A 12451-nucleotide genomic window follows, 5' to 3' on the forward strand; every position below is an offset into this window, starting at 1 on the left:
CTCACGTCACTTCACTGTCACAAACCCGTCATTTTCCACACCTAGCGCCCCAGCAACATTTTGCGACGGAGGCAGACGGTGGCAGGTAACAGGGCGTTCAGAGCAGCACTCGCAGCGAGTGTCTTCGTGTCGGTGCCACAGGTGGCTGAGGCGGCTGAAGATCAGGATGCGAAGATCGCCGATCTTCAGCGTCAGGTCGATGAACTGAAGGCCATGGTCAAGGCGATGCAGGCCGCGCAGGCCACGCCGCAAATGGCGGCTGCTGCTCCGGCAGCTGCTCCCGCCCCGGTAGCTGCTGCCTCCCCGCAAACCGGCAATGGCGCGGCACAACCGGCCGTGCTCGCTGCTGCAACGCCCGAAGCCAAGCCTGCGCCCAAGAAGAAGGCATGGCATGAAAAGCTCATGATCCGCGGCTACACGCAGCTGCGCATGAACGAGATCATCAGCGGTCCCAAGAGCGCGCCGGCTGGTATCTCCCGTTTGCGCTCGGTGCAGGACAGCGGCATCAACGAAAATGGCAACTTCTCCCTCCGCCGTGCCCGCCTTGTCGTCCAAGGCGACATCTCAGACCGCGTCTCGCTCTACATGCAAGGCGATCTGGCTGCGGCCGTCAGCAACCAGTCGGGCACGGAATCGCGCCAGCACTTCTTCCAGATGCGCGATGCCTATGCCGACGTCTATCTGGACAAGGCCAAGACGCTAAAGGTACGCCTCGGCCAGTCGAAGGTGCCTTACGGTTGGGAAAACCTGCAAAGCTCGTCGAACCGGCTTCCGCTCGATCGTACCGACGCGATCAACGCTCCGGTTCCCGGCGAGCGCGATCTCGGTGTAGTGCTCTATTACACCCCGCCCAAGGTCCAGAAGATCTGGGACGAGCTTTCGCACGATGGCCAGAAGCTGTTCGGCAACTACGGCGCCTTTGCGATTGCTGCCTACAACGGACAGGGCATCAACCGCGTCGAGCGCAACGGTGGCCTGATGACGGTGGCCATGGCGACCATGCCCTTCAGGCTCGACGGGATTGGCCTCGATGGCCAGGTTGCGGAATTCGGCGTCACCGCGATGCGCAACCAGTTCCGCCCGGAAGTACGCTCAGGCGGCGTTTCCACCATTTCCTATGACGATAACCACGTGAACTTCCACGGGATGATCTATCCCAAACCATTCGGCATCCAGGCTGAATGGACCTTCGGCACCGCGCCGCAGTGGGATCGCACGCTTGGCGCCATCCGTTCCCAGCGCGCAACCGGTGGCTATGTAATGGGGATGTACCGCATTCCCGAAACGCCGATCGGACAACTCATCCCGTTTGCGCGCTGGCAGAAGTACCGCGGCGGTTGGAAAAGCGCGATCAACGCGCCGAGACTGGAAGTCGATGAATACGAAGTCGGCGTCGAATGGCTGCCGATGAAGGAGCTCGAGGTGACGCTGAACTATGCCAACGTCAACCGTAGCGAAGCGGATGAGCGGCGGACTGGTCGCGCCAAGGGCGACCTGATCCGCGCGCAGATCCAGTGGAATTACTGACCCACGCTCCGGTCAATGCACGGCTGCTTCCAGGCTGGGGCTCAGCGTAGTCGCATACGCTGACCCCGCCCCGCCACTGCTTTCAGGAACATTTTCTCAGCATCCATAACCGTATTGGTTTTCGTTGGGAATTAGCTTGTTTGGCCGCGACGCCCCACGGCTCACCGCAACAGGCGTTCACCTCATCGCGAAACGGGCCGGAAGCCTTATCGTTCATCTGACGTTGGGGATCGACGAGCGAAACTGCAGGTTGTCACGCCAAGTCCCACTTCGGACCCGCGTAATCGCAAGCAATTTCAGGGAGCATCCCATGAAGAAAGCCATTCTCGCAGCCACACTGGCCGCCGTCGCCCTTCCCGCCGCCCCGGTTCTGGCCGACCCGCCGCACTGGGCGCCAGCGCACGGACACCGCGCCAAGCATGACCGCATCTACGACAGCCGCGGCCGCTATCTCGAGCCGCGCCGAGTCACCAGCCGTGATCAAGTGTGGCGCGGTCGTGACGGACGTTACTACTGCAAGCGCAGCAACGGGACTACCGGTCTGATCATCGGCGCTGCCGGTGGCGCGCTGCTCGGCCGCGCGATCGACACGCGTGGTGACCGCGCACTTGGCACGATCCTCGGTGCCGCAGGTGGCGCGCTGCTTGGTCGCGAGATCGAACGCAGCGGCGGTCGCTGCCGCTAATCCATTCCGTGGCTCATGTGTTGAAGGGCGGCTCGTTCGGGCCGCCCTATTGTCATTTGCCGAAAAGTTCCTTCAGCAAGGCGGGCGCAGGATAGATCACTTCGAGCGCGTGACTGATCGCTGCGGTGCTTACCACGACAGTTCGGTTCACATCGCCCTGATAGCCGTAGTTGCCACCGATCGAATGGATGTTGCCGTCAAACGCAGCGCCGATCACCTTGCCGTCGCGGTCGATCACCGGTGAGCCGGAATTACCGCCGATGATGTCGTTGGTGGTCACGAAGTCGAACGGGATCGTCTTGTCGATCTTCGCTTCATTGGCCGAGAAGGCGCTTGCCAAGTTGAACGGCTCTGCGCCGGTCGCCCGATCAAATGCACCACCGATCGTCGTCACTGGTGCGACGTCCTGCCCGCGTTCCTTCCAGCCCTGCACCTTGCCGTAACTGATGCGCAGGGTGAAGGTGGCATCTGGATAGACATTCTCGCCATAGGCCATGAACCGCGCATCGGCGAGCCGCGCTCCGGCCTGAGCAAGCGGTCCGGCGTACCGCTCGTCGACCAGCTTCTTGAGTTCCCGCTCGCGCCCGTCGATCTTGCGGGCATAGACGATCATCGGGTCGGTCGACGCCTCAACCGCCTTGCGCCCACCTTCCCAAAGCGCCTTGCGCACCGCCGGGTCGGCCAGGGTGGTGGCGCCCACCAGCCGCTCTGCCAGCGCCTCTGGGGATTCCCTGCCGAGTAGCAGCTTGGTATCCTCATCATCGGCGCCCAGATATTCCCGCGCCTTCGAGAGGCTCCACGCCAATTCGAGCTGCTCCATCCATGGGTAGACCGGGGCTTCATCGAGCAGAGTTTTTGCGGTCAGTTCGAGGCTGCTGTCACGGAAATCGGGCAGGCGCTCGGCATTGGGCTTCTCCCGCTCCGCCGCACCCTGCACAAGGGTCAGCGCCTGCTCCATGAGGGTCGAGCGGGGAACGATGAAGCGCCATGGCATGTAGATGTCGCGGTAGGCCTGCACCGCCTTGGCCGTGTCCGCCCAAGGGTCTCCGATACCCGGCTTGCCAAGGGTCTTTGCCTTGAGCTCCGCTTCTGCATCGCCAAGCATCTTGAGAAAGGCGGGATCATTCAAGGCCTTCTGCCGACCGATATAGACCTTCAGCGAGTTCTCGACGCCGAACAGCTCATCTGCCCCTTCCCGCTTCTGCTGCGGACTTTCTTCCATCGCCGAGATCAGACGGCCACGCAGTTCGGACAGCATGGTGGTGGTCAGGGGGAGGCCGACTTCGCGCTGGAAGGCGATCTGGTCAGTCGTGAAAAGCCGCTGCGTTGCCCCCGGGTTGCCTACCACGAAAGTCGCTTCGCCTGCCTTCGGCCCCCGAGAGTTCCATGAGAGATGGGCAGGAGTTGGAACTGGCCTGCCGTTCTCGTATGCGCGCAGGAATGCGGCATCTAGTGCGTAGCGCGGGTAATTGAAGTTATCCGGATCACCGCCAAAGAACGCGGCCTGAAACTGAGGCGCCCAGGCAAGGCGCACGTCGGAGTACTTTCGGTAGGTATAGAGCTTGTACTGTCCGCCGCCAAACAGTGTCACCACCTCGCAGCGCTGCTTCGCGGCATCCTTGCAGCCATTCTTCTCGATCCGCGCGACTTCGGCATCGCGGGCCTTCACCAGCGCCTCGCCCGTCAAAGTGCCGATCGCCGCCTTGACCCGCGCGGTGACGTCGGAAATGGCGGTGACAACCTCGGCCTGCTGACCGGGGCATTTCAGCTCCTCTTCGCGCCGGGCAAGAATGAACCCGTCCTTCAGAAGATCGCGCTGGTCGGTCGAATTGTCCTGCGCGCATTCGACGACGCAGTGGTGGTTGGTCAGGATCAGCCCCTCCGGCGAGACGAAGCTGGCCGAACAGCCCCCGGTCAGGCGGACCGCTGCCGCCTGCACCCGCCCGAGCCACTTGGCATCGGGGGCCCAGCCATAGTCCTTCTGCATCCCCGCGGTCGGGAAAGCGTCGAACGTCCACATGCCTTCGTCGGCCAAGGCCTGTGTAGAATGGAAGGTAAGCGCCAGTAGCGCAGCGGAGGCAGCAAGACGGAATTTGGCCATGGCACCCGGTCCTGAAAGGTTACAATTGCAATTGCATTAACCATTGCACGCCAGAAAAGGGTTTGAAAGTGACAATGTTACATCGCGCCTGCAGCAATTAATCCTTGCGACAGGATCGCCATCGAATAACCTGCGCGCATGTGGCTGCTAGACCAGATGCTCAAGAGGCTGATCCGCAAGGGCAGGCTCGTCGTAATCGATCATGATGGCAAGGAGTACGCTTACGGCGAAGAGTCGGCATCTCCGCTGAAAATTCGTTTCACCGACAAGGGCGCGGCCATGCACGTGGCCAGGGATCCGCGCGTCGGTGCGGGTGAGGCCTATATGGACGGTCGGATGGTCATTGAACCGCCGCACGACGTGCGCGATTTCGTCCTCTTCGTGATGGGCAATGCCAGCAGCAGCGGAGGGATCGACCGCAAGGGGCCGATCCGGAAGGCCCTCGGCAAGGTCGTTTCGCGCATAGACCAGATCAACCAGCGTGCGCAGGCCTCGAAGAACGTCGTCCACCACTACGACCTGACACGCCAGTTCTACGAGCTGTTCCTTGACGAGGACCGGCAGTACACGATGGCCTACTTCCGCGATCCGGAAAACACGCTGGAACGGGCCCAGGTCGACAAGAAGGCCCTGATTGCCGCGAAGCTGCGACTTGTTCCAGGGCAGAGTGCTGGCATGCGCGTGCTCGACATCGGCTGTGGCTGGGGCGGCCTTGCGCTCTATCTCAACCGCCACTTCGGCTGCGAGGTGCTCGGCGTAAGCCTCGCGCCCGATCAGGTGAAATTCGCGCAGGAGCGGGCCGAGGCAGCCGGCGTCGCCGACAAGGTCAGGTTCCAGCTGATCGACTATCGCGATGTGCAGGGCCAATTCGACCGCATTACCAGCGTCGGCATGATCGAACACGTCGGCGCGCCCAATTTCGGTGAGTATTTCGCCAAGACCAACGAACTGCTCGATCCTGACGGGATCATGTTGACCCACACGATCGGGCGCAAGGGCGCTCCGGGGACTACAGACAAATGGACGCGCAAGTACATCTTCCCGGGCGGATACATTCCGGCGATGAGTGAACTGGTCGCCGCGCTCGAGAAAACAGGCTGGGAAGTCGGCGACATCGAGGTGCTGCGTTACCACTATGCCTACACGCTGGCAGAATGGTATCGCCGCACGACGATGCACCGCGATGAAATCGTTGCGCTTTATGATGAACGCCTGTTCCGCATGTGGCAGTTCTATCTCGCAGGGGCGGAACAGAGCTTCCGCCACGGCGGCATGGTAAACTTCCATATCCAGAGCGTGAAGCGCCGCAGCGCGCTGCCGATGACGCGCGACTACATGCAGCAGGAATGGGCGCGGCTGGCGGCGCTGGACGACGCGCCGGAATGGCACCTGATGAAATCCGCTGCCGAGTAGACAAAGAGACAACGGACACGGCTGCAAGATCGCATTGCCTTGCTGCGATCAATTCGTTAGCTCATCTAACAAATTGATCGCAGCAGGATGCCGAAGCAATGACCGTACCCACCGCCGCCGACCTTTCCGCCGATATCGCCCGCGTATTCGCACTCCAGCAAGCCCACATGTGGGAAGCAAAGGCCTCCAGCGCCGAAGTGCGCAAGGAAAAGCTTGCCCGCCTGAAGGCAGCCGTTGAAGCTCACGCAGACGATATCGTCGCAGCTGTTCTCGAAGACACGCGCAAGCCGGTGGGCGAAATTCGCGTCACCGAGGTCATGAACGTGACTGCCAACGTCCAGCGCAACATCGACAATCTCGATGAGTGGATGAAGCCGGTTGAAGTGCCGACTTCGATGAACCCGGCTGACCGCGCCGAGATCCGCTATGAAGCGCGCGGCGTGTGCCTGATCCTCGGCCCATGGAACTTCCCGCTCGGCCTCGCGCTCGGTCCGGTCGCCGCTGCGGTTGCGGCGGGCAACACCTGCATCGTCAAGCTGACCGACCTGTGCCCGGCCACCGCCAGGATCGCCTCGGTCATCATCAGGGAAGCCTTCGACGAAAAGGACGTGGCCCTGTTCGAAGGCGACGTTTCGGTGGCGACTGCGCTGCTCGATCTGCCGTTCCATCACATTTTCTTCACTGGCTCGCCCCGCGTCGGCAGGATCGTGATGGCCGCGGCCGCAAAGCATCTCACCACGGTGACGCTTGAACTGGGCGGCAAGTCCCCGGTGATTGTCGACGACAGCGCCGACATTGGCCAGATCGCGGCCCAGCTTGCTGCGGCAAAGCAGTTCAATGGCGGACAGGCCTGCATCAGCCCCGACTACGTCTTCGTGAAGGAAGACAAGAAGGCCGCGCTGGTCGAAGGCTTCAAGGCGAACGTCGAGAAGAACCTTTATGACGAAAGCGGCGCGCTGAAGAAGGATGGCATTGCGCAGGTCGTCAACAAGGCGAACTTCGACCGCGTGAAAGCCATGTTCGACGATGCCGTGGCCAAGGGCGCTACGGTGGCCGTTGGCGGCACGTTCGAGGCCGATCACCTCACCATCCACCCGACCATGCTGACCGACGTCACCCCTCAGATGACGATCCTTCAGGACGAGATTTTCGCGCCAGTGATCCCGGTGATGACCTACGACACGCTTGATCAGGCCATCGGCTACATCGATGCGCGCGACAAGCCGCTGGCACTCTACGTCTACAGCAAGGACGAAGCGAACGTCGAAAAGGTGCTGTCGCGCACCTCGTCAGGTGGCGTGACGGTGAACGGCGTGTTCTCGCACTATCTTGAAAACAACCTGCCCTTCGGCGGCGTGAACACCAGCGGCATGGGCAGCTACCACGGCGTCTTCGGGTTCAAGTGCTTCAGCCATGAGAGGGCGATCTACCGGCATACCTGAGGCGGACCTGCGCATTTCAGCTTATTCCTGATCGTCCAGTGCCTCCCTAGCTTGTGCAAGACAGGCAAGAGGGACGGCATGGCGATCAGGAGAGCACTTGCGGCATTGGGGTTAGTCCTCGCGACAGTGGCCACTGCCCATGCAGGTGAGATCCGCGTGATGCCGATCAACGACCACGTTTTTGCCTTCTACGATGGCCGCCCTGCCGAAAGCAGCGTCAACATGGCCAAGGCTACCTGGGCCGATCACGGCGCCAACTTCGTCGGCGTTGCCACTTACGCCGTGATCGATGGCAGCGAAGCGCTGGTCTATGACACCTACCCCAGCGTTACTCAGGCACAATTCGTGCGCGATTACCTGGCGAAGCGCGGGGTCAGGCATTTTATCGTCGCCAACAGCCACTGGCATCTCGATCACGTCGGCGGCAATGCAGTCTATGCCGACAGCTCGGTGATCGCGACGGAGAAAACGCGGGCGCAATTGATCAGGCACAAACCCAAGATCAAGGACGGCACCCTGCAAGGCCCGCCCGCGATCTCGCCATTCAAGGTGCCCGAAGTTGGGATAACCGAGCCGACTACGGTCAGCGTGGGCCGCTACTCGGTCGAACTGCGCCCGGTAAACATTCACTCCGCCGACGGCCTCGTGGCGTGGCTGCCGCAGGACAGGCTGCTGCTGGCGGGCGATACGCTGGAGGACACCCTTACCTTCATCGCAGAACCAGAAAGTTTGGCCGAACAATACCGCAATCTTGGCGAGATGAAGTCATGGAGTCCCACCGGCATCCTCCCCAATCACGGCGATCCGGCGATCATCGCAAAGGGCGGCTACACCACCGCGCTGATCGACATGACCCGGCACTATATCCGCGCCATGGCCGAACACGCGCATGACAAGGATTTTGCCATCCAGCCGATAGAGCGGTTCATTCCTGCAGAGCTCAAGGCTGGCACCGTCAGCCTGTGGTGGGCCTATCGCGAGGCGCATCACGAGAATCTCCAGAAGCTCGCCACCTATTACAAGAACAAGCCCCTGTCAGACTTTGGCCCCTGACTTCACGCCACCTCCGCCAGCCAGACATATCCCGGCAAACCTTGCACCCCTGCCCCCCGCCTGTTAGGCGCGCGGCGCGTGTTCTAAGGGGAGTCGCTCCGCCCATGTCAGATATCAAGAAGGTCGTCCTTGCCTACTCCGGCGGCCTCGACACCTCCGTCATCCTCAAGTGGCTGCAGGTCACCTATGGCTGCGAGGTCGTGACTTTCACCGCCGACCTCGGCCAGGGCGAAGAGCTTGAGCCCGCCCGCGCCAAGGCCAAGCTGATGGGCGTGCCCGATCACCACATCTACATCGATGATCTGCGCGAGGAATTCGTGCGCGATTTCGTCTTCCCGATGATGCGCGCCAATGCTCGCTATGAAGGCGATTACCTGCTCGGCACGTCGATTGCCCGCCCGCTGATCTCCAAGCGCCTGATCGAGATCGCCCGCGAAACCGGGGCTGACGCTGTCGCGCACGGCGCCACCGGCAAAGGCAACGATCAGGTCCGCTTCGAACTCTCGGCCTATGCGCTCGAACCCGGCATCAAGGTGATCGCCCCGTGGCGCGAATGGGACCTGACCAGCCGCACCGCGCTGATCGCCTGGGCCGAAGCGCACCAGATCCCGGTGCCCAAGGACAAGCGCGGCGAAAGCCCATTCTCGACCGACGCGAACCTGCTTCACACCTCGTCCGAGGGCAAGGTGCTGGAAGATCCGTGGGAAGAAACCCCGGACTACGTCTATTCGCGCACGGTCAATCCGGAAGACGCGCCGGAGCAGCCGGAATACATCACCATCGATTTCGCAAAGGGCGATGGCGTTGCGCTCAACGGTCAGGCGATGTCGCCTGCCACGCTGCTGGCGGCGCTCAACGACCTTGGCCGCAAGCACGGCATCGGCCGGCTGGATCTCGTCGAGAATCGCTTCGTCGGGATGAAGAGCCGCGGCATGTACGAAACGCCGGGCGGCGAGATCTATGCCCGCGCCCACCGCGGAATCGAGAGCATCACGCTTGATCGCGGCGCTGCGCACCTCAAGGACGAGCTCATGCCCAAGTACGCAGAGCTCATCTACAACGGCTTCTGGTTCGCGCCCGAGCGTGAGATGCTGCAGGCGGCAATCGACCATTCGCAGGCCCGCGTGAACGGCACCGTTCGGCTCAAGCTCTACAAGGGCAGCGCCTCGGTCGTCGGCCGCAAGTCGCCCGACAGCCTCTATTCCGAACGCCACGTGACGTTCGAGGACGATGCGGGCGCTTACGATCAGAAGGATGCAGCGGGCTTCATCAAGCTCAACGCACTCCGGTTGCGGTTGCTCGCCCAGCAGGGACGGTAATTGCTGCGCTTCGGCGCTGCACAATAACTATCCACCGAAAGGTGCGGGGGCTGTGGATAACTCCCGCACTTTTTGCTTGCGCGACTCGGACAAGAGGCGCAGCTTTTGTGTGTCGAGAGCGCACGAAGCCTCGGAGTTCAGGGCCCAAACCTCTGAATTTCAAAGGATAAATGCATCGCGATACGAACACGGATAGTTTGCAGCGTAACCAACCGGCAGGTGCCTTAGGGCCGCTTGCGGATGTGCAAAACTGCGGCCTTCGTGATCGGAAACGGAATGCGGAACGGCATCGTTTTCCACGGTGCAGCGCGCGGGCAGGCTTCGGTCTCCAACCGGCGCGATGCGGCGAAGACAAGGATGACGGACAGCATTTCACCCCCGCGAACGGCGGCGTTCGTCCGACAAGGCGCAAGCCCGGTCGGGAGCGAGCCACCAGACAAAGGGGAAACGCCCACGGACGGCTTTTTCCGGCCCGCTCGCAAGAGCAGCCGGGACAGTCGCGGAAAACCGGAGCGACGGAGGAGTGCCTGGCACTCGACCGGCGCGGGAAGGCGAAAGGACGGATAGCGGCGCGACCTTGTGCGAAAGCACGGATCGGCAGCAGCCCAGGGGCTACGCGCCCCGGACGGCATCCAACCAGACGCCCGCCACGCGCAAAGCGCGCTCCGCCGAGCAAAGCCACAAGGCGCATGGCCGTCAGCAATGACGGACCAGCGCGGACAGGCCGAAGCAAGACGCGACGAGACAAGCCAGAGCGGACGTAGAGTGGGGGCCGGCAGCACTGCTGGCCCCCATTTGCTGTTTGGGGGTTACGCTTTGGTCTGCCAGAGCTAGCCTGCGGTATTGCTTTTCGATTTTCAGGGACGGTGCTGCCTGTCCGAAGATGGCCCTTACGGGACGTCGCCGTTTTACCGATCTGCCAAGGCGCTTTTTGTAGCTGAGTGCTGCAATGCCGGTTATGTTTGTCTAATGGAAGCGACGCCGCCAGTTACAGAACGCGCCGCCGTTACGGACGGGGACTTCTATGTAGTTGCGGATTGCTGCCTTCTTTGCGGGGTACCAGAGAGCATCGCACCGGAGATATTTCACACCGGCGAGCACCATTGCTCGATAGTCCGACAACCGTGCTCGCCGAATGAGATAAACAGGACGATCCGCGCGATGTGGTCGAGCGAAGTCGACTGTGTCCGCTATCGCGGCCGTGATCTCATAATGCTAGAAAGGCTCGCTCAAGCTGGAATGGCCAGCCAAGCAGACCACGGCCACACGACAACTAAGTCTTTGCTCCCGCGAGACAGGGTAAGCTTCACAATTCCGGAAGGTCGGAAGCTCACCACCTCGGTTCGGATTGCAAGCGAATTCCGTGCGGACATGCGCGCACAAGGCAATAAAGTACTGCCCGCCTTGTTTGGAAAGCAGTCAGTCTGGGTGTCCTGGTTTCAGTACCACTTTCACCGCGTTCGTTTTGACGATGTGAATGACGGACGGTTCATTGCGCGCTTGGGGCCTACGACGGCAATTCAGGGCCTCGCGTGGCTGGTTTACGACTGGCTTACAGAAAAAGGGGCGCTGGACATTCGCTGGGAAGTAACGGGTTCCCCGACTTTAACGAGCGCGGCTCCCATGTAAGTCCTTGCTGGCGCTCCTCCATCATCCGCTGCGCTGGCGGTCCCCCTCCCCGTTTGCCCTTTGGAAAAACGGGGAGGATTAAAGGTCTCACTTCACCTCAAGCTGTCCCCTTACCGCGCCCTTGGGGAAGTCGGCGGTGTGGATGTTGACGTAGTAAGCTCCCGGTGTGGCGATGATTTTCTTGAGGAGTTCCGGTTCCATTGCGATGCAATCGTCGCTGTCCTTGCCGGTAACCTCGATCGTGGCGACGGGCTTGCCGTCGTTGCCGGCCGTGCCTTCGTGGACGTGGGCCATAGTTGGCTTGGCGGTCTTGTCGGCCCAGAGGGTGAAGCAGAAGTCGCCGGTCTCGTCATCGACCTCGGCCTTGAAGCCGCCAACGCCATCCGGATCGCCTCCCGCCGTCTCGGCCGCGCCGCCAAGCGCGGCGACGAGCGTTGCGGGCTTGGCCATGGCCGGGCCTACCGTAGCTGCTACAATGGCAACTGCTGCTGCGAACGCTGCAAGTTCTGCATGCTTCATCGACATCTCTCCCTGCTCCGGCCCGGTCGCAAACGACTCCGTCTGCCTGCGGGACACCGTGGAGAGACTACACCTTCGCCGCTCTTGCGTGAATTGATCGCGTGCAACACCGCACGCTCAGGTGCAAGGATAGCTTCCGCCGGTTCCGGTCACGCCTGGGGTGAGATTGCGGTTGTCGCGGATCAGGAACGCGCCTTCCTTGCGCATCACCGGATTCCTCACAAACGTCGTGCCGAGCAGGCCTTCGTACTGGTAGTAGACCTCTACGAACATGACCGCGCTGCCCGCCCCCGCCGTGATCTTCGTGGTTCCGCTGCCCATGCCTGCCAGAGCCGTGCCGTTCAGACCGTTGCGCGTGGAATCGTTGCCATAGGCCGATTGCCGCCCAAGCCGTCCGTAGCAGCGCTGCCAGCGGATGTACTGCTTTCCGGTGGCGCTGTCGCGCTCGAGACTGGTGAGAATGATCTTGCCGCGTGTGGCGAATTCCAGCCCTGCCGCCTGCTCCTGCGCCCCGCGCATGACCTCGTTGATATCCGTCTCGCTGACCGTAGGCGTCACCACGCTGTTGTCGGTCTGGCCGATGCGTGAGGCGTTGTCAGCCAGAGACAGCGCAATCTCGCTGAGCTTCATGTCGACCGCGTTCATGTAGGCGACCTCGATCCCGTAAAGCGCGATCGAGAGGATGAACGGGGTGACGATCGCGAACTCGATAACCGACACGCCCGAGGTGTTGCGCAGCAGGCGGCGCATAAAGTTCCGGACG

General features: G+C 61.8%; 9 protein-coding genes. 6 read left to right on the forward strand and 3 right to left on the reverse strand.

Annotated elements, in window-relative coordinates:
• Nucleotides 1-126: 126 nt before the first annotated feature.
• Both IQ25_RS01725 and IQ25_RS01730 read left to right on the forward strand, forming a co-directional pair.
• On the forward strand, nucleotides 127-1527 hold the full coding sequence (locus tag IQ25_RS01725) for an OprO/OprP family phosphate-selective porin (protein ID WP_258536927.1): 1401 nt from the start codon (nucleotides 127-129) through the stop codon (nucleotides 1525-1527).
• Between the two features lie 310 nt (nucleotides 1528-1837).
• Nucleotides 1838-2212, forward strand: coding sequence for a glycine zipper 2TM domain-containing protein (locus tag IQ25_RS01730; protein ID WP_144901640.1), 375 nt, complete (start codon nucleotides 1838-1840; stop codon nucleotides 2210-2212).
• Between the two features lie 52 nt (nucleotides 2213-2264).
• Here the strand turns inward: IQ25_RS01730 and IQ25_RS01735 are convergent, their stop codons facing one another.
• Nucleotides 2265-4313, reverse strand: coding sequence for a S46 family peptidase (locus tag IQ25_RS01735; RefSeq protein WP_144901642.1), 2049 nt, complete (start codon nucleotides 4311-4313; stop codon nucleotides 2265-2267).
• 138 nt (nucleotides 4314-4451) lie between these two features.
• Here IQ25_RS01735 and IQ25_RS01740 point away from each other — a divergent pair, with 138 nt between their 5' ends.
• The 4 genes from IQ25_RS01740 to IQ25_RS01755 all read left to right on the forward strand — a co-directional run bounded on the left by IQ25_RS01740 (nucleotide 4452) and on the right by IQ25_RS01755 (nucleotide 9540).
• Nucleotides 4452-5726, forward strand: a complete 1275-nt coding sequence (locus tag IQ25_RS01740; RefSeq protein WP_144901644.1) for an SAM-dependent methyltransferase — start codon at nucleotides 4452-4454, stop codon at nucleotides 5724-5726.
• Nucleotides 5727-5824: 98 nt separating this feature from the next.
• Nucleotides 5825-7168 (forward strand): aldehyde dehydrogenase family protein, encoded by a 1344-nt coding sequence (locus IQ25_RS01745; protein ID WP_144901646.1) that lies wholly within the window; start codon nucleotides 5825-5827, stop codon nucleotides 7166-7168.
• A 78-nt stretch (nucleotides 7169-7246) separates the two neighbouring features.
• Nucleotides 7247-8221 carry an MBL fold metallo-hydrolase gene (locus IQ25_RS01750; RefSeq protein ID WP_144901648.1) on the forward strand — a complete coding sequence of 325 codons (975 nt, stop codon included), beginning with the start codon at nucleotides 7247-7249 and terminating at the stop codon, nucleotides 8219-8221.
• Nucleotides 8222-8325: 104 nt separating this feature from the next.
• Complete coding sequence (locus IQ25_RS01755) at nucleotides 8326-9540, forward strand: argininosuccinate synthase (protein WP_144901650.1); 1215 nt, start codon at nucleotides 8326-8328, stop codon at nucleotides 9538-9540.
• 1716 nt (nucleotides 9541-11256) lie between these two features.
• Here IQ25_RS01755 and IQ25_RS01760 read toward each other — a convergent pair.
• Both IQ25_RS01760 and IQ25_RS01765 read right to left on the reverse strand, forming a co-directional pair.
• Entirely contained in the window at nucleotides 11257-11688 is a 432-nt protein-coding gene (locus tag IQ25_RS01760) for a CHRD domain-containing protein (protein WP_158637648.1), read from the reverse strand.
• Nucleotides 11689-11805: 117 nt separating this feature from the next.
• Nucleotides 11806-12438 carry a TadE/TadG family type IV pilus assembly protein gene (locus IQ25_RS01765; protein ID WP_246415401.1) on the reverse strand — a complete coding sequence of 211 codons (633 nt, stop codon included), beginning with the start codon at nucleotides 12436-12438 and terminating at the stop codon, nucleotides 11806-11808.
• Nucleotides 12439-12451: the final 13 nt, after the last annotated feature.

Source organism: Novosphingobium taihuense, assembly GCF_007830315.1.
Classification (GTDB): domain Bacteria; phylum Pseudomonadota; class Alphaproteobacteria; order Sphingomonadales; family Sphingomonadaceae; genus Novosphingobium; species Novosphingobium taihuense.